Annotated in this window: 14 protein-coding genes; all 14 read left to right on the forward strand. The window is 35.6% G+C overall.

Annotation, left to right across the window (positions count from 1 at the left end):
- Positions 1 to 31: 31 nt before the first annotated feature.
- Positions 32 to 793, forward strand: coding sequence for a tryptophan synthase subunit alpha (trpA, locus tag AC1DY0_RS17460; protein ID WP_477189866.1), 762 nt, complete (start codon positions 32 to 34; stop codon positions 791 to 793).
- Positions 794 to 1,567: 774 nt separating this feature from the next.
- Entirely contained in the window at positions 1,568 to 6,160 is a 4,593-nt protein-coding gene (locus tag AC1DY0_RS17465; protein ID WP_477189867.1) for a molybdopterin cofactor-binding domain-containing protein, read from the forward strand.
- A gap of 55 nt (positions 6,161 to 6,215) precedes the next feature.
- Positions 6,216 to 7,649 carry a hypothetical protein gene (locus AC1DY0_RS17470; RefSeq protein ID WP_477189868.1) on the forward strand — a complete coding sequence of 478 codons (1,434 nt, stop codon included), beginning with the start codon at positions 6,216 to 6,218 and terminating at the stop codon, positions 7,647 to 7,649.
- A 104-nt stretch (positions 7,650 to 7,753) separates the two neighbouring features.
- Positions 7,754 to 8,815 carry a deoxyribonuclease II family protein gene (locus tag AC1DY0_RS17475; RefSeq protein WP_477189869.1) on the forward strand — a complete coding sequence of 354 codons (1,062 nt, stop codon included), beginning with the start codon at positions 7,754 to 7,756 and terminating at the stop codon, positions 8,813 to 8,815.
- 49 nt (positions 8,816 to 8,864) lie between these two features.
- A complete protein-coding gene (locus tag AC1DY0_RS17480) occupies positions 8,865 to 10,391 on the forward strand; it encodes an alkaline phosphatase family protein (RefSeq protein ID WP_477189870.1) in 1,527 nt (508 codons plus the stop codon).
- A gap of 31 nt (positions 10,392 to 10,422) precedes the next feature.
- On the forward strand, positions 10,423 to 11,433 hold the full coding sequence (locus AC1DY0_RS17485; RefSeq protein WP_477189871.1) for an XdhC family protein: 1,011 nt from the start codon (positions 10,423 to 10,425) through the stop codon (positions 11,431 to 11,433).
- An 89-nt stretch (positions 11,434 to 11,522) separates the two neighbouring features.
- Positions 11,523 to 11,978 (forward strand): GNAT family N-acetyltransferase, encoded by a 456-nt coding sequence (locus AC1DY0_RS17490; RefSeq protein WP_477189872.1) that lies wholly within the window; start codon positions 11,523 to 11,525, stop codon positions 11,976 to 11,978.
- Between the two features lie 6 nt (positions 11,979 to 11,984).
- Positions 11,985 to 12,461 (forward strand): GyrI-like domain-containing protein, encoded by a 477-nt coding sequence (locus AC1DY0_RS17495; RefSeq protein ID WP_477189873.1) that lies wholly within the window; start codon positions 11,985 to 11,987, stop codon positions 12,459 to 12,461.
- A 230-nt stretch (positions 12,462 to 12,691) separates the two neighbouring features.
- The gene (locus AC1DY0_RS17500; RefSeq protein ID WP_477189874.1) at positions 12,692 to 13,318 is read left to right on the forward strand and encodes a TetR/AcrR family transcriptional regulator; all 627 of its coding nucleotides are present in this window, start codon (positions 12,692 to 12,694) and stop codon (positions 13,316 to 13,318) included.
- A complete protein-coding gene (locus AC1DY0_RS17505) occupies positions 13,308 to 14,627 on the forward strand; it encodes a TolC family protein (protein ID WP_477189875.1) in 1,320 nt (439 codons plus the stop codon). The genes AC1DY0_RS17500 and AC1DY0_RS17505 overlap by 11 nt, the downstream gene beginning before the upstream one ends.
- Positions 14,628 to 14,639: 12 nt before the next feature.
- A complete protein-coding gene (locus AC1DY0_RS17510; protein WP_477189876.1) occupies positions 14,640 to 15,719 on the forward strand; it encodes an HlyD family secretion protein in 1,080 nt (359 codons plus the stop codon).
- Between the two features lie 206 nt (positions 15,720 to 15,925).
- A complete protein-coding gene (locus AC1DY0_RS17515; RefSeq protein WP_477189877.1) occupies positions 15,926 to 17,509 on the forward strand; it encodes an MDR family MFS transporter in 1,584 nt (527 codons plus the stop codon).
- Positions 17,510 to 18,247: 738 nt separating this feature from the next.
- A complete protein-coding gene (locus AC1DY0_RS17520; protein WP_477189878.1) occupies positions 18,248 to 18,703 on the forward strand; it encodes a hypothetical protein in 456 nt (151 codons plus the stop codon).
- A 338-nt stretch (positions 18,704 to 19,041) separates the two neighbouring features.
- A complete protein-coding gene (locus AC1DY0_RS17525; RefSeq protein WP_477189879.1) occupies positions 19,042 to 19,623 on the forward strand; it encodes a hypothetical protein in 582 nt (193 codons plus the stop codon).
- Positions 19,624 to 20,458 lie beyond the last annotated feature (835 nt).

Below are 20,458 nucleotides of genomic sequence, written 5' to 3' on the forward strand. Positions count from 1 at the left end.
ATTTAAAATCCCAAGATAAAATACTTTAAAAATGAATCGAATAAATCAAAAATTACAAGAAGACAAAAAGATACTTTCCATCTACTTTTCGGCGGGATATCCAAGCTTAAACGACACCGTGCAAATCATTCAGGATTTAGAAAAAAACGGTATCGACATGATTGAAATAGGATTACCTTTTAGTGATCCTTTGGCCGATGGTCCAACAATCCAAGCAAGTTCAACACAAGCTTTACATAACGGAATGACCACTCAAATTTTATTTGACCAATTAAAAGACATTCGCAAAAGTGTAAGTATTCCGCTTGTGATTATGGGTTATTTCAATCCGATGCTACAATACGGAGTGGAGAATTTCTGTAAAAAATGTTCAGAAATTGGCATCGATGGATTAATCATTCCAGATCTTCCAGTAGATGTATACGCAGAACAATACAAAGCTACTTTCGATAAATACGGATTAATCAATGTATTCTTAATTACACCACAAACTTCCGAAGAGCGCATTCGTTTTATTGACAGTGTTTCTGGCGGTTTTATCTATATGGTTAGTTCAGCGAGTGTAACGGGTTCACAAACTGGTTTTGGAAACACTCAGGAAACCTATTTCAAACGCATTGGGGATATGAATCTTAGAAATCCACAAGTAGTAGGTTTTGGAATCAATAATGCGGAAACTTTTAATCAAGCCACACAATATGCCAAAGGAGCAATCATCGGAAGTGCATTTATCACCCATTTAAAAGAAAATGGAACCGGAAAAATTGGAGAGTTTGTCAAAGCGATTCGATAAGCAGAGTTATCTTTTATACATTATTAAACCGCAAATTCGCAAATTATTGCAAGCATTCGATGCTTAATAATTTGCGAATTTGCGGTTGTTTTTTGTTCCTTTTTACACAACATTTAGAATTATTATTAAGGAAAACAAATTACCATTGTCCTAATTATTTAGGAAATAAATTGCCAATGCTGTTTAAAATAGCTGTGACTTTGAAACACAAATTTAATTACACCTACACTATTTTGGATTTATTTGTATGCAATAAATCGTATAATTTCCAAACCAAAATACATTTCACACCTCATTCATAATCATAATCGATTGTATCACATTTTGTAATCTGTTAAAACTTCAAACAAAGATTACCAAACCAACAGAAATCCTTCTCAAAAACAGTAGCATCAAATTCAATGCTTTTGTTTCGTATGAATATTGTTAGCTAAAATCAACTATAGCTCCAAACCAACTGACTTTCAATAATCACTTCTTTTGTACTCATAACCCTATTTACCCTCTTTATGACTTAATAATAAGGGCTAATGCTATTTTTTTTAAACTCAATAAATTAATTCATCAAATTTGAATTATTAAATTGAAAGTAAATCTATTTTTTACAAATAAAAGCATATTTATAAGTTAAATAGCATATATTTACTTAATTATTATTATTTTTCCTAATAAAACAAAGAGTCTTACTAGCTTTAAATAAACTCTGTAAATATCTATTTTATAATGAAAAAAGTACAACAAATTTAAAAACGAAACAAATCCTCCAAGACTAACATGAAAAATTCTGTAAATTTTTTTCTGAATGGAAAAGCCATAACCCTAGAAAACCCCTCACCAGATTTACTTTTAATTGATTATTTACGATCTCCAGAAGTCGGTCTCTCAGGACCGAAAAAACCATGTGGTCAAGGAGGCTGTGGTGGTTGTACAGTAATACTATCAGAATGGAATGATAAAAAAAAGGAAGCTGAACATCTTGCTATCAACTCATGTCTTAGACCTGTATGTGCAATAGGAGGCCTTTCTATTACTACGATTGAAGGAACTGGTGGTGTTCGTAAACCTGATCCTGAATTTCTTATACAAAAATCTAGTTCAACACGTAGTAGTTTAACTATCGATGAAGACAACTCTCCTGTACTAGATGCTGCCAAGAAAGGAGCTGAAGACAAACGTACTGCAGTTCAGGAAGAAATCTCTAAAAATCTTCAACATACAACGTGTTCTGCAGAATTGAAGATTATAGAAGAAATCTCAGATTATCCTTCGGAACAGTCACATTTAGGAATGAACCCAGTGGCATATCAATTGGCATTAAACAACGGAAGCCAGTGTGGGTACTGCAGTGTTGGATTTGTAATGAATATGTCGGAATTCATACATAATAATCCAAAAGCAACAAAAAAAGAAATAGAACAGGCATTTGATGGAAACTTATGCCGTTGCACTGGTTACCGATCAATTTTAACTGGAATGAAAACCTTTGCTTCAGATTGGAGTAATGCTGATGAAGAAAACAGAATGCAATGTAAACTAGATCCTGTTACTGTAGCACAACTTCCTTCCAATGTTGAAATTCCGTTTCCTAAAGCGGCACAACAATCAGCTTCTGGTGTTTCGACAAACCGTTGGGTAACTCCAAAGTCACTACCGGAACTAGCCGAAATTCTTAAAAACAACAAGAATGTCCGACTCGTACATGCTAACACCTCTTATGGAATTTACAAAAACGAGTATTTAGACACTACTTTTTTTGTCGATATCCGACTAATACCAGATTTAAATATTGAGTGTAAATTGACAGATGACTATCTCCAAATAGCAGCTAGTACAACATACAGTGAACTTATCGAGATTTTATCTCAAGGTATTAGTAAGCTCAAACAAGTTAACAGAAAGACTTCTTTATCTGATATTTCAATCTTAGAATCATTGGACTATATGGCACGCCGAACAGCTGGCCGTATTGTTCGTAATGTCGCAACAATTGGCGGTAACACCATGTTGGTACTAAAACATATTCCAATACATACTGGAGAACCTTTTCCATCCGATCTATTTACGGCTCTATTTGCTGTAGAAGCCAAGATTAGCTATTTATTATTGGACAAAAACGGTAGTTTTAAGGAGCATACAAAAACAGTTGAAGAACTTGTTGAAGCAGTTGTAAAGGACCCAAAACTTGCAGATGAGATTGTACTTACTTCCTATGTAATTCCTTTGAAGGATGCAAATGATGTTGTATTAGCACAAAAAGTGGCTCTTCGCGAAGTAAACGCACATAGTATAGTCAATGCAACTACCAATTTTAGTATAAATGATGAGCTTATCGTTAAATCTGCAATGCTTGTATTTGGCGGTATTGCACCTTATCCTTGGAGAGCGACAGAAACTGAGGAGGCCATGAAGAATAAAAAACTAACCTTAGCAGATGTTGAAAAACTTTCAAAAATATTATCTAAGGAAGTCTCCAAAGAACTTGATGCTCAGAAAAAAAGAATGGAAGAAGTTCCAAACGAAGACTTCACTTTGGAATATCGCACACAGCTTGCCGTTTCTTTTTTCTTTAAAGCAATTGTAAATGCCTTAAAGATTAAAGGTGCTTCCATACCTGAAAATCTGCTATCAACAGCTGAAGTAAAATGGGGTAACTGGCCAGTAAGTGACGGAATACAAGAGTATGCAACACAAGAATATAAAGCTCCAGTGGCACAACCTTATATCAAGGTTACAGCTATGTATCAGACTTCGGGACAAACAAATTACACACATGAACTCGCAGTGCCGCCATTGACTTTAAACGGTGCATTCGTACAAAGTCAAAGTGCGCTGATGAATTACTCTTTTGTAATTCCAAACAATAAAAATACAGCCACAATAGCTGAATTACGTGTATTTCTAAAAAATCGTTTTCCAACTTTTACCGACATCATTACCCATGAAAATATCAAAAATGGAGGTCGTAACTTGCAAGGAATGGGAAGTGATCAGCCTCTCTTCGCTACACAGTTGGTTAGTTATGTAGGACAATCTATTGCTATGGTACTGGCTCCTACCGAACAAGATGCAATTAAGATTGCTGCTTTCGTATCCACAGAATGCGTTCAATATTCAAAACCAGGAAGCCCTTGGATAGATAAATGGAGCGAACCGATTATAGATTTACTTGACGCAATTAAAAAGGAAAGTATTTTTCCCGACGCACCAAAATCCGCTTTTTTTGCTTCCCATATTTGGAAAATAACCCGCCCCGGAAGCCAATTTAAATGGACAACAGATTATGATTCTACGGTCCCTAAAGTTCTTTTACGCGATCAAAAAATAGACACAAAAGAAACTACTGTTGACAGCGTACCTTGTACTGTCGTAAGTTCCTCACAGCTATGTGGTGGTCAAGCCCATTTTTACATGGAACCACAGGCTTGTATCGTAACTCCTATGGATGAACACCGTATGAAAGTACAACCATCTGTACAGAGTCCCGGAGGAATGCATGATACTGTTGCTTCCGCACTGGGAATGTATCATCATCAAATAGAAGTTGAAGTACCACCAGTAGGAGGTGGATTTGGGGGAAAAACAGAACAAACACGTTTTATTGCCGGACCAACAGCCGTTGCTGCAAAAGCAACCAAAAGACCCGTTCGTCTTGCAGTTCCTCGTGATGAAGATACAGCAATGATTGGAAAACGTCATGCCTACTATGGTGAATACCAAATCGCTGTCGATTCTGGTCAGCATGATGAAAACAATAAAGGAATTATTCACGGATTCCAATTAAAAATGTGGGGAGATGGCGGTGCTTTCTATGACTGCTCGTTTATCGTATCCAATTGTATCCAATTACGGACTGACAATGCCTACAAAATCAAAAATTTTGAAAGTCAAATTGATGTGTGTCGTACCAATACGGCTCCTAGTACAGCAATGAGAGCCTTTGGTGATGTACAAGGCAAAAATATTGTTGAAAATGCTATCGATGATGCTGCTGTCTCATTAGACATGAGACCGGAAGATCTACGTGAAAAAAATCTCTACGACCGTGGTGATGTTACCCCATTTGGACAAGCACTCTCTTACTGTTATATGAAGCAAGTCTGGGCTTATGCTAAGAAAGTTTCCAATTTTGAAGCTAAGTACCTAGAGGTTGAGAAATTTAACAAAGAAAACAAATGGCATAAAAGAGGTATTTCTATGATACCTGTAAAATATGGCTCAGGATACAATTTACTTGCACTGGAGCAATCAGCTGCAATCGTGGTCATAAATCCTGGTGACGGGACTGTCGTCATCCATCAAGGCGGTGTTGAAATTGGACAGGGCTTGGTTACTCAGGCTCAGCAAGTCGCAGCTTATGTCTTGGGGATACCAATGGAAATGATATTTATTGACAATGTAAACACGAGTATCACGCCAAATCCGACAAGTACAGGTGGTTCTACAGGAACACCCTATTCTTGTGAGGCAGTAAAACAAACCTGCGAAGAAATGCGATCCAGACTTATGGAATTTGGTTTTCAAATGTTAAAAGATAATGGTGAAGAGTGGTGTAAAAATAAGAACATAGATTTTTGGAACTATGGCGCTGGAGAAAATAAAGGTTGGGCTAAAAAAATTAAAGGCGGTGACGGAAGTGAAATAATGATTTGGCAAAACCTAATCAGTCAAGCAGCGTCACAAAGAGTTAATCTTATTGCTTCTTTTACTGCTAAAATAAAAGGTGGTGAGGTTCAAATACCAGCCATGACATTCAAAACCGAAAAAGATCAGCCTAACATTCCAGGTATAGACCGCATTCCTGATGCTAAACTTGGTGGTGGTGTTGATTCATTTGTTGGTTTCACTTATTCTGCTGCTTGCTCTGTCACAGAAGTCGATATCCTTACAGGAGAAGTAAAAATAATTAGTTCTGACATCATCTATGATATGGGATGGAGCTTGAATCCTGCCATAGATATAGGACAAGTAGAAGGTGCTTTTGTTCAAGGTATTGGATATCTGCTAACTGAAAAATTAGTATCAGAAACAGATGGAGTCAATAAAGGTAGATTAAATTCAACCAACACCTGGCGTTATAAGATTCCTGCAATTACAACCATTCCGTTAGAAATGAATACTTTTCTTTTCCCCAGAAATGATGAATCTGTACAAAGCATTCCTGAAGATACCAACCAAATATTTTCAGCAAAGGAAGTTGGCGAACCTCCCCTAGTATTAGCAAACAGTGTTTTCTTCGCTATAAAAGCTGCAATTCGTGCTTCAAGAAAAGAACGCAATCTGCCTCAACTCTTTCGTTTTGACGCGCCAGCAACAGTTCAGGAAGTACGCAGAGCTTGTGAAGTAAGTGAAAAGAATCTTGGAGAATAAAACCAATTAAATAATTATATATAAAAATCAATTAATACTAACTAGTTAACGACCAATGAAACACTTAAAACCACTTATCATCGCAACTTCCGTCTTTTTTGCTTCCTGCAACGGAAAAAAAAATGAAGCACCAGTCGCTCAAAAAAATACAACTGTACTAACCGCATTAGAGAGCCAAAATTTTGAAGAAAATGGATTCCCTGATTTCGGTTACATGGTAAGCCCCGAGGAATACCAAGAAAAATATTCTGACCAACCTATATTTCGTCTAAAAGCAGATTTCCCAACAGAAATGCCTGCTGATATGCCCGCTTTTCTTGACATCGATTTCAAAAAAGAACCCTTAAAATATATTGAAGCCGTTCGTGATTATGGTTTTGAAGGAAATACAGAAGAATGGAATCCTTACAAAAATAAAGTTCGTAATTGGTATCATATTCCATGGTTACATCCAAGTGTTGAAGGACCGGGTGCCTATCCACCAAACGGCGGTACCGAAGGTTTCCACGGTCTTATTAAAGAGGCTCCACTGGGACCTTACCAATTAGGACCTAATCTTAAGGGAGTTGATGGCGATTATTCTGTTTATGCAATTACTTTAATTAATGATAAAGCAGGTTATGCAATGGGGAAAATGTGGAAAGACCCTGAAAATCCTAATCTAAAAACATTGGATAAACGTTATGAAAATGGTGGATTCCCGATAGGAACAGTTTTCGTAAAATTACTTTTTACCGATGCTCCCAAAGGAACAGACTTTGTAGATTATCTTGTAAATCCGCTAACATGGAAAGCTTACATTACTGAAAATTTTTGGAAATCAGACAAAAGAGTTGTTTCCGATGTACATCTGTTACAAATGGATATTTCTGTTCGCGATGCAAGAGCAGATAGAAGCCCGAGTAATCCTGACGGAACTGGTTGGGTATTTGGAACCTTTTGCTACAACGGAAAATTAAATCAGAAAAACAAACTCATGAACTTGGTGCCTGTTGGTCTTATGTGGGGGAATGATCCTAAAAACAGAATCAACAAAACATCTCCATATCCACCAATTAAAACTGAGGTTAACAAAGACCTAAAAGAAACCGTAATTTTCGAAGGCCCTAACTTACCTCCTCAGCATCTTGGTTGGAATGGCAGATTAGACGGTCCTGCCGATTTAAATACAGTTTCCTGTATGTCATGCCATAATGCTGCCGAATATCCCGCAGTAACATCACTTGTTCCTCCTAATGCGGCTCCAGATGGTGGAAAAACACCACCTGTAGGTGGTGGAGGTGATGAATGGATGAAATGGTTTCAAAACATAGAATGTGGAACATCTATGAATCAAACAGTATATTCAACAGATTTCTCCTTTCAGGTAGCAATTGCTTTGCAAAATTTTTTCACTGCCAAAGAAGCCGCAGAAAAAGGAAGTTTTGCTTCACAGTACAAAGCTGTCCAGGTACCAATTCGTCGTGGAGATATTGCTCCTAATAAATAATCTTACTGCACACGCAATCCATTATAGAATACCGATTCAAATCATCAAAAATTTGAATCGGTATAACTATACTAAATATTATAAGAAAACTTAAAAAAAATAAAATGGCTAATACTATCAGTAATGGAATTTCAGCATTAGATGAAAATGGTAAACCAGTTGACTGGTGGTTTGCATATAAAGTTCCAAAATTAGGCAAAACAGCAAACGAACCTACAGCAACTGGCTACGAATATGTCTATTATGACCCTAATATAAAAAAGGTTGTTCAATCTCCTAATTTACTAACTGATGGAAAAGGAGCACTTGACCTTACATTGAAGGCTATCTTCGACACACCATCACCAAGTACAGGATGGATTCTTTACAACGATGAAATGCCCGCAGATACAAAGAGAACTGACAGCAGTATGTTTGGGCATACCAAAGGCGTACTTGCATTTGATACTGATACAAAAACAGCCTTATGGTTACTCCATTCCTGGCCTAAATATGCAGACGCTGAAGCTACCTCAATGCCAACACCAGAGTACGGACAAACTTTTCTTTGCATATCCATAGACATTGAAACTGCAAGCAAAATTGCTGCTCAAATGGCTAACCATCAGGTTCCGCAAGTATATTTACCCCAGGTTCCAAATTCATTAGACAAAAACGATCCTCTTAATATTCTAAGTCAAACCCTTAATGCTAATCCTACAGCCGATTCGGATGTATTGGCTTACAAATCCAGAGGAGGATTTGACTTTAAAGTTATTGCAAAGAACAAAGAATGGAACAAAGATTTTTGGAACGATCTTGTTGGCCCAACACTTGGGGCAGATATTAATGTAGAAACATGGATTCGAGGTAAAATACCTCCTACACTAGATAGTGATGGGATTCACAAAACCTTCGATGTTAAATATATTGACCTAAGTCCACTTGGGGTGCCTTGGAATTGGCCGGAAACACACGACCACGCTAAATGGGCAATTAGTGTTGATTCAGACTGGGTTTGTGTCGGTGATATCAATCGCATGATTTCTCAGGAAAAACGTGGAGGTGCTACTATCGCATTTCAAGACAATGTTTTATGGACTGCTTTATCCAAAACAGATCTTATAGTTTCGCCTCCAGGACATACAAGAGTTGATGCTCAGAATTTAATCAAAGCGACACACTAAAGAATTCTCAATTCGTCACCAAAAACTTAGCAACCATAACTTCAATAAAATGAACCAATATCTAGCTCCAAATAAAGACAAGTTACAAAATACAATTAAGCATATTGTTGTGCTAATGTTAGAAAACAGATCTTTTGACAATCTATTAGGTTGGTTATATAGTGATGAAAAACCACCCCATAATCAACATTTTGAGGGGCTAACAAAAGACCTATGGAATCCAATTGATAATATAGATTCAGATGGAATCCCTTTTATTGAGAAAGTAATGATTGAAAAAAACGGTCAGCCCAAAAAAAGCAGAGGTGAGCTTGTCCCAAACCCAGTAGATTTCACCCTTCCAAACCCAGACCCGGGAGAAGGTTACAAAGACACCAATCATCAATTGTATCTAAAATATGATGTAGCTCAGCAATATGCTCCTCCAGCCATTAATATGGGATTTGTCCAAAATTATCAAAATGCTATGTTATACGGGGCGTTCAGTTTTGGTGATGATCCCACAAACCCTCGTGCCATAATGAAGTGTTACACTCCCGAACAAACTCCAGTTTTAAGCGAGTTGGCTAGGGGTTTTGCTGTTTGTGATCATTATCATTGCTCAGTTCCTAGCCAGACTATTCCTAATCGCGACTTTGTGCATGCAGCAACTTCGACAGGTCATGTTAATAACAGTCCTATTGCACAATGTGATGCGAGAACCATCTTTAACCAGATACAAGAAGCTATTGATGAAGGGAGAAAAGATCTTAGTTGGGGGATTTTTGGTAACAATGATTTCGCTAGTACCAAAGATGAAGATGGAAAATTCGGAAATAACCATTTTTCACTTACCAGACTTATCATGAAACAATTACATGATTCAAAATATAACAATAACTTTGGGACACTGACAGATTTTGAATCAAAATGTAAGGACGGAAAACTGCCTAGTTACTCATTTTTAGAACCTAACTATGGTGGGGAGGGACAAAACGACCAGCATCCACCTACAGACATTCGCGCTGGTGAAAAACTTATTGCTGATATATACAATATGATAAAATCTTCACCAGCTTTTGACAGCACTATGTTTATTATCACTTATGATGAACATGGTGGTACCTACGATCATGTTCCTCCTCCTAGCGGTGCCAAAAATCCTTATGAAGATGAACGAACTGGTCAGGATGGATTCCTTTTCAACCGATTTGGTGTACGTGTACCTTGTGTTGTCATTAATCCATATATCAAGAAAGGACTTATTGCAAGACCAAATGGTTATACTCCATTTGATCATTCATCTATTATCAAGACAGTTCAAAATTGTTTTAATCTTGAAGGGAACCTTACAGAAAGAGATAAAGCTGCACCAGATTTTTCATGTTTGTTAGAACTGAACAATGCCCGCAAAGATGATATTCCTATAGTAAACCCATTAAAATGGGATTTGAAATCTGGAGAATTACATATAAACGACCTGCATCATTTGATAGCTAATGTTCTCGAAGACATGACTGGTAATCCAAAACCTTCATCAAGTGAAATTTTAGAATATATTCAATTAAACTATAAAAATCTTTTCGGGAATAATTAATTATCCCTGAAAAGCATAAATCGTAGAATAAATGACCCACGAATTTTTAAAAATTATAGAGTCTTACAAAAGAGCCGGTAAAAAGAATTTACGAACGGTTCTTGCTACAATTGTCTATGTGGAGGGTTCTTCCTATCGAAAGGAAGGTACTCAAATGTTGATTGATGAAAATCAAAATATTACAGGTGCATTAAGCGGAGGATGCGTAGAGCAGGAAGTTATAAGACAATCGTTTAGTGTATTTTCTTCAAGTTGTTCAAAGGTCTTTAAATACGATGGGCGTTATAGATTAGGCTGTGAAGGAAGTATCTATATTTTAATTGAATTATTCCTTCCAGATAATAAACTCATCGATTTAATAGAGCATGCTATTTATGAAAGGCACCCTTTTTCGTTATCTTGTTCATTTCTAAAGGATGAAATAAGTAAACCAAGTTTTGGAACCTCTTTTGAATTCAAAGACATCACTATTTATAATTCTAATTATAAGGAAGACTCCAATACTTTAATTTTTAAACAGAAAATCCAGCCATTAAACAGATTATGCATTTTTGGAATAGAACATGACTCAGAGAAATTAAGTCAGATCGCTTCATTCTTAGGATGGGAAGTCATAGTTATAGGTTCTGAATACAGTACTGTAAATAGTAGTGATTTTCCATTTGCAAAACTGGTCTTGACGGTCAAACCAGAAGATTTAGATCATGATTTATTTTGCAAGAATACTGCTGTTGTAGTAATGAGTCATAATTACTCTAAAGATTTACGATTCTTACTAACTATTATTGCTTCAAAAGTTCGCTATATAGGTCTTCTTGGACCGGTACATCGTAGAGAAAAATTGCTTAATGCAATCCTTGATACTGATTTACTTATTGATGATATGGTCTTTGATAAAATTCATGGACCAGTTGGCTTACCTATTGGAAGTCAAACTCCAGAAGAAATAGCATTATCAATAATGGCAGAAATCATCAGCGTTTTTAAGTCAAATGCGAAAATTAACAATGAAATTCAAGAGTTCAAATGCACTGTTAAATAAGTATGGTATAATTTGTAAATTTGTAATCAAAAAAATTATAGAGAGATTGAAGACAATCATATAAATCTGTCTAAGCAAAACAACAAACCATGCCCACCACAACAAGAACAACCTCCGAAAACATTGATTTCCAAAAACTGGTCGTTTTACTCGATGAAGTTTTGAGAAGTAGAGATGGTGAAGACCATAGTTTTTATGCCCAGCATAATACCCTTGACAAAATCAATCATGTTGTGGTTTGTTATCAGGAAGCCGTAGCAATTGGTTGTGGTGCATTCAAGGAATTTGATCAAAATACTGTTGAGATAAAAAGAATGTTTGTTCATCCTGATTACCGAGGAAAAGGAATTGCCAGTACAGTTTTAAAAGAGCTGGAAATTTGGGCAAGCGAATTCAATTATACCAACTTCGTTCTGGAAACTGGAAAAAACAATCCCGAAGCCATTTCATTGTATCAAAAAAACGGTTACGAGATAATCTCTAATTACGGTCAATATGAAAATATTGAAACTAGTGTTTGCTTAAAAAAAAATATTTCTAAATAGTTTGCAATGACTCCAAGAATTGAAATTTTATCCGAAAAAAAATTAATTGGCAAACGATTGCAAACATCACTTGCGAATAACAAAACGCATGAATTGTGGAAAAGTTTTATACCAAGACGTACCGAAATTCAAAATCCTATCAGTTCGGATCTTTTTGCCATACAAGTCTATGAGCCAACCTATTTTGAAGCTTTCACTCCCAATGCCATTTTCGAAAAATGGGCAACGCTAGAAGTAACTAACTTTGAAAACATACCCGCCGAGATGGAACCATTTACTTTATCTGGTGGACTTTATGCCGTTTTTGAACTTAAAGGACACGACATCGCTATTTTTGATTATATCTTCAGAACTTGGATTCCAAATTCAAAATACAAGTTGGACCTCAGACCCCATTTTGAAATATTAGGGGCAAAATATAAAAAAGACGACCCTAACTCAGAAGAGGAAATTTGGATTCCCATCAAAGAAAAAACATTCTAAATAAAATAAAAAGTATTTATTTTTTACCATATAAGGCATATAAGTAATTGGTTTTTAAAGCCAAACTTATATGCCTTATATTATTAACCTCCATTTATACAGGTAATTACGAAATCGATATAACCGTAATTTACCCTATCATTAACCGTTAAAAAAAAGTTAAAACAAAATTAAACAATCGTTTAATTTAAACAGTTGTTTAATTTTGTACCGAATTTAAAAGTAAAGCTTTGAAAACGGATTTTAACGAAAAACAAATTCAAATTTTACAAGTGGCCGAAAAGCTATTTGCTGAAAAAGGATTCGATGGTACTTCGATACGGGACATAGCCAAGGAAGCCAAAATAAATGTCGCAATGGTTTCTTATTATTTTGGATCCAAAGAACAATTATTGGAAGCCATCATTTTAAACCGTGCAGTAGATATTAAATTACAGCTTGATATTTTGACTTTGGAAGATTTAGATCCACTTCAAAAAATACACAAGCTTATTGAACTTTATATCGATAAGATTAACACCAACAGATGCATATACAAAATTATGCACTTTGAATTTTCCTCAAGTCAAAGAGTAATTAATCTTCAAGCTTTTACTGATTTAAAGAAAGGAAATCTAAAATCATTAGAAACAATTATCCAAGAGGGACAAGAGAAAGGAATTTTTAGAAAAGACATTATTGTTCCGCTCCTTACTACAACCATTCTTGGCACCTATTTTCATTTTCATTTGAATAGACCTTTTTATCAAACTCTTTTAAACTTAAACACCGAAGAAGAATACAATACCTATATAAAAACAACTTTAACAATGCACATTCAACAAACCATTAAAGCCCTCTTGACATATGAAAGTTAGTTATTTAATGCTCTTTGGAGGGTTCTTCATTGGAATTTCATCCATCAACGCCCAAGACAAAACCAATTTAAAGCTCGACGAAGCTATACAATTGGCTTGGACAAAAAGTAATGAAATCTCATTGGCTAGCACCAAAGTAGAAACGAAAAAACAAGAATTAAAATCGGCTAAGAACACGCAGTATCCCGATTTGAAACTTAGTGCGCAGTACCTTCAATTGACGGAACCAACCTTACATTTAGATATAGATGCGGGATCATCGTCATTTCCAGTACCGGACAGAATCGCTATAGGCCAAGCCAGTTTGGGAGTTCCTATATTTGCAGGATTTAAAATCCAAAACGAAATCAAGCTCCAGGACAATTTGTTCCAAGCCGAAAATGCAATGGCTTCCAAAACCAAAGAAGATGTGGCCATGAGAGTCATAAATTACTATGCCAATCTGTACAAAACGCAAAGAACCATTGAATTATTAAAGGAAAATCAAAAAAGTGCAGAACAGCGCGTTAATGATTTTATTGCTTTGGAAAAAAACGGAATCATTCCGCGAAATGATTTATTGAAAGCTCAACTTCAAGTTTCCAAAATTCAATTGTCTCTTGATGAAGCTTTGAACAATGAAAAAGTAATCAATTACTATTTGGTAACTTTGTTGAAATTACCAACAGAAACAAAACTGGCAGTAAATGAAGGTGATTTAATTAATTTCTCTACTAATTCAGTACCTACAGACGAGCAACCGGCTTTTCAAAACCGAAAAGACTTAGAAGCATTGCAATTTCAGGAAAAAGCATCTCAAAACAACATTAAGATAGCTAAAGGAAATTATTATCCTAACCTAGCTCTAACAGGTGGATATGCTGCTTTGAATTTAAACAACATTATGACATTGGAAAATGCAATGTTTGTTGGTGTTGGATTAACATATGATGTCAGTGGAATTATAAAAAACAGCACCCAGGTAAAAATTGCCGAAAGCAAAGCTTTAGAAGTAAAAAATACTGAAGAACTATTAAAAGATAATATTAGAGTTCAAGTACAACAAGCAGTTACCAATTATGATTTGGCTATTAAACAAAGTGCAGTTTACAATCAAGCTGTTGAACAAGCAACCGAAAACTACCGAATCGTAAAAGACAAATACGAAAACGGGCTTTCGGATACCAATGATTTACTAGAAGCAGACGTAGAGCAACTGAAATCAAAAATAGCCGAAACAATTGCCAAAGTAGATATTATTCAAAAATACTACGAATTACTTTCAGCAACCGGACAACTATCACAAACCTTCAACCTTTCAAAAATATAACCATACCAGACCATGGAAAAGAAAAAAACAAACACCAAATTCATTATAATCCTATCGGTTTTAATCCTAGTTGGAGGAACTTACGGAATCTCAAAATACCTTCATTCTCAAGGACACGAAGAAACGGATGATGCACAAATTGAGAAAAACATGAACCCAATAATCCCAAGAGTTTCAGGATATATCAGTAAGGTTTATGTGAAAGACAATGATTATGTAAAAAAAGGAGATACCTTATTTACAATTGACAAAAGAGACTATCAATTAAAAATCGAAGAAGCAAACGCTGCATTTGTAGCTGCTGAAGGCGGATTTGCAGTAGCTAAAGAAGATATTGGTAGTGCTATGGCAAGTATTGCTGTTTCGGATGCCAATGTACAATCGGCTGGAGGAAATATTGAAACTGCGAAAATCAGATTGGGAAGAGCAAACAGTGATTATGTTCGTTACGAAAACTTATACAAAACTCATTCAATCACAAAACAACAATATGAACAAGCATTGGCAACCAAACAAGAAGCGGAAAGCCAAGTACGTATTTTGCAACAACAAGAAAAAGCAAGTACTTTCCAAAAATCGGTAATTGAAGCAAAATCAAGAGTTTCAAATAAACAAACAGAAGTTGCCGCTGCTAATATCAAAAAAGCAAAAGCATTATTGGAAGTAGCTCAATTGAACTTGACTTACACAGTTGTAACTGCCGCTATTGATGGACAAGTTTCAAAAATTGACATTCAACCAGGACAATTGGTTCAACAAGGACAATCTTTATTTTATATTATCAATAACAATGAAGCTTGGGTTGTGGCTAATTTTAAAGAAACACAATTGAACAAAATGATCATTGGTCAAAAAGTAACAGTAAAAGTAGATGCTTATCCTGATTATGCTTTTGAAGGAACCCTTACTTCATTTTCACCAGCAACTGGATCTCGTTTTTCATTACTTCCGCCAGATAACGCAACAGGAAACTTTGTAAAAACTATCCAAAGATTACCGGTAAAAATAAGCTTGAATTCTTCAAACGATCCTGAAAAAATAAAATTGCTTCGCCCAGGTATGAACGCAGATGTAGATGTTCATTTGAAATAATCTGCGAGTAAAATTTAACACATAGAAACATAGAAATTATACTATTTTGAAAAGAGCTTTATAGCCGTTTCACTTTCCGCATAGCAACTATGTGAAAAATAGAGTTATTTCTATTGTAATTCTTTATCCAAAGTTTTAATCTATGTTTCTATGTGTTTAAAGAAAAATTTTAAAGGAATTTAACCATTATACATTAAAAATTCAAAATGGTACAAAACCAAGACGACGATTTAGTAGAATACGGCATTAACAGGGTCATCATTACGATAACCTGTATCATGTGTGCTTTGCTCGAAATTGTAGATACTACGATTGTAAACGTAGCCCTAAATAATATGAGAGGTAGTCTTGGTGCTACCCTAACCGATATCGCTTGGGTAATTACCGCGTATGCTATTGCAAACGTAATTGTAATCCCAATGACGAGCTGGTTGTCACAACAATTTGGTCGTCGTAATTACTTTGCAACCTCCATTGTCATTTTTACAGTGGCTTCTTTTTTATGCGGAAATGCTACAAATATTTGGGAACTCGTTGCCTTTCGATTCATACAGGGTCTAGGTGGAGGAGCTTTATTAGTGACCGCGCAAACCATTATAACGGAGAGTTATCCTGTCGCCAAAAGAGGAATGGCACAGGCGATTTACGGAATGGGAGTTATCGTTGGGCCAACATTGGGACCACCATTGGGAGGTTATATTGTTGACCATTTTTCATGGCCTTTCATTTTTTACATAAACATTCCAATAGGTATTATCGCTACTTTGCTAACCATAGGTTATGTAAAAAGTCCAAAATATGGAGACAAACTAAAAGCAAACCAAGTCGATTGGTGGGGAATTGGACTCTTGGCAACTTTCATTGGATCCTTGCAATTTGTCTTGGAGCATGGTCAACAAGACGACTGGTTCAATGATAGCATGATTGTGATCTTAAGCGTAATTTCTGTCTTTGGTTTAGTGCTGTTTATATGGCGAGAACTCACCTATAAGCATCCAATTGTAAACTTGAAAGTATTAAAAGACAGTAACCTTAGAATCGGAACCATTATGTCTTTCATTATGGGATTTGGATTGTATGGATCGACATTTATCATTCCAGTATACACACAATCTCTATTAGGATGGACAGCTACCGATGCTGGATTATTGTTAATTCCAAGTTCCATAACAACAGGTATTATGATGCCTTTCATTGGTAAAATGATTCAGCGTGGAGTACCTCAAGCCTATATGGTTGCAGTAGGATTCCTAGTATTTTTTCTTTTCACCTTTTTGATGCGTGGTGTAATGACACCAGATACTGGCGTAGAGCACATGTTTTGGCCATTAATTCTTAGAGGTATTGGTTTAGGATTATTATTTGTGCCAATTACCACTTTATCATTGTCTACTCTTAAAGGGAAACATATTGGTGAAGGTGCGGCCTTTACGGGAATGATGCGTCAATTGGGAGGTTCTTTTGGTATTGCAATTATTACCACTTACCTCACTAGGCTCAATCAGGAACATCGCGTGAATTTAATTTCATACCTTGACCAGTCTTCATATAAAGTACAACAAACGGTTCATCAACTGCAAATGGGGTTTATGTCCAAAGGATATTCTGCCAATGAGTCTTTGTCCAAAGCCTATAAAGTGCTCGAAGGAAAAGTAATGCAGCAAAGTTCTGTACTCTCATTTATGGATATCTTTATGTATCTCGGTGTCTTATTCTTACTGTGCATTCCTTTTATTCTTTTGATCAAAAAAGGAAAAAACAAAATAGATCCAGCCGATGCTATGCACTAGATTACAGAATTGAGTTTGCTAATAATTAGGAGCAGAAACATTAGGCATTTTCAGTCGGCATTGGTCCCGCTATACGTTACAATCTTGTGAGCCGAACCCCGGCTCACAAGGATTTTCACTTCTATCGGGGCTAAAGAGAGAGATTTCGATTTTTAGCCAAGATTAAAAACAACAAATAATGAGCTCCGAATTTCACTAATCAAGAGTGAAATTCGGAGTTTTTTCATTTCTACAATCTGAATTCTGCCTTCTAAAAATCTAAAATCTGCAACCTGAGTTCTGCCACCTGAAATCTGCTATCTGAATTCTCGTAAAAACCCATCCGAAGAAGACAATAACTTGTCCGAAGACTATAATTGGGATTCCGAAGCTTACAACAGGCTATCAGAAGGTCTTTTCAGGAAGTCCGAAGATTGCAACAGGGATTCCGAAGCTTCTATCAAGCACTCCGAAGACCGTATCAGGGAGTCCGAAGCTCGCATCAGGGCATTATTTTTTCTTCGGATGACCTATTTTACTGGGCGGAGCATAAATATGACTGAAATAAACAAAAATCACACTTTGTAAGTTTGTGACTATTATTTTCTATATTTGAAAGAAAGAATAAAACGAAGTAAACCTTCGCCAATCAACCCAAATTTGGGTGTATAAACGCTACTTTGTAGCGAGTATATACAAGTTAGTGGGCATTTTAGCGTAAAAACGGAAATCTATCGCAATTTAAAATCCAAAAATTAAATGAACGAAACGAATATTATTGACTTTGTAGTTGACAAAATAGTTAAGTATCCTAATATTAAATTTAATAAAAAAAGTAATTCTGAACTTGAAATATTTTGTCACGACAAAAACGGTTTTAATATTTATTTGCAAACAAATCATCGTGAGAGCACACTTTATTTTGGAGCATTTCATTGGCATTTTGATTTTACAGAATATGAAACTAACGAAATGCTGAATCAACTTCTTTTCGGCTTAACTGGGATTGCTAGACTTAAAGAATTTTCTAAAAACGGAAAAGCTTATAAGTGGAAATTAGAAGTTCAAGACAAAGATGGAAATTGGCTAGATAACGGAACGATGGGAACTATAAAACTAAACTTTTGGACAAAAGCGAATATAAAGTATTTCCAAAATAACTTTATACCAAAAGATATTTTATATTTGGATAATGAAGAAAAAATAATTCAATAAAATCCTAAATGCCTTTTATTTTAAGTGGAAATATTAATGACAAACTAAATAAAAAAACGCCCACTAACAGCCACTACAACGGATTTGGGCATTTGGCATAATGGAAAGTTGGTCTTGTATCTGAGATGATTTGGCAAATCCGAAGAATGGGCTTAATTTAGTCCCAAACCCGCTGTAGTGCCAAGACGTTAGCAGCAAGCTCGATGCAAAATCAAGAATCTTACGAAATTATTAAATCAATATCAACAAGACCATAAGTATTTCTATATTTAATCAGAATCATAGATTTCAAATAAAATTTAACATTTAAAGAATCAAAAGTATTTAGCATAAAAATTATGAAAAAAATCGTTTTTAATTTTCTATTATTAGTAAGCTTTTCTTCCTATTCACAAAACGATTATATCGTTGCTGGAAGTGACACAATTCATTGTTATAATATAAATTATAAGTTAACATCACAAAGCTATTTATCTAGCATTATTTTTGCTGATGAGGAAATGGTCAATAGAAAGATTGACGATAAAAAATATATGAGAACAATATCAACTTTTTTTAAAAATGGAGTTTTCATAGACAAAATTCCACAAAAAGCTGATAAGCCTGAAAGTTATATTAAATGGGCAGAAAGAGTAGTTGACGGAAAACTCAAAGTAAACTACTATCATAGTGAAATGACAACTTATGGCGACCCCAATTTTCACCACGGTGGTGCGGTTACAAGCGGAATAACAAAATTCTTTATCAAAATGCCAGATGGTACTTTCTATGACATTAGAAAAAACAGCGACATGAAAAACCACATTATCCCATATCTTAAAAACTGTGAGGCTTTTAACAATGCATATACGGGAAAATTTGATGATGATTATAAACTTTTTACTGAAATGATTACGCTTTATAATTCCGTTTGTAAATAGAGCCAGCTGCTAACAGCCACTACAACGGATTTGGGCATCTGGCCTAATGGGAAGTTGATTTTGTATTTGGGGTGATTTGGCAAATCCGAAAATAGGGCATAATTTAGTCCCAAACCCGCTGTAGTGCCAGAACGTTAGGGTGTATAGCTGTTGACGATCAACAGTCGATTTTAATCAGAAACTTTAGTTAGGAAAATACATAACGAAGCAGAAACCGAGCTGACCGAAATCTGAACTCAAATCTAAACTCAAATCTGAACCGAAATTCGAACCGAAATTCGAACCGAAATCTGAAACTTAATTGTTGCGGACAAAGAAACGTGAACTGCTTTATGGAAAACCGAAAGCGGAATTTTTTTGTCGATTTTCTTTGAGATTTAACTCAAGTTTGAAGTTCAAAAACGGAAACTATTTGGAACGGAAATCGGAAATCGGAAAACTTTGGGTAATTGGAATCGATAATTGGAAAGTCTAATCGTTAGTGCTCAGCATCGTCAAGCTACACACCCTAACACACGCTACAAGCAATTTGGGGATTTGGCTTAATTTAAATATGGTTTTGTATTTGGAAGATTTGGCAAATCCGAATAATGGGCTTAATTTAGTCCCAAACTGCTTGTAGCGCGGGGACGTCAGGCTGTGAAAAAACCTCTTTTTTTTCTCAAAATCTTCAAATTTTACAATCCTACAATTCAAATAAAGCCTTCTGAGAAGGCTCTTTTTTTAAGCTACTAATTTTATCGGATAAAAATTGTGCCTTGCATTTAGCTTTAAATAGATCACTTTTATTAAAAACAAGACTTTTGCCTTGTAGGGTGAGTTCCATTTTTGAAGT

The sequence above is a fragment of the Flavobacterium sp. P1_E4 genome, from assembly GCF_056405915.1.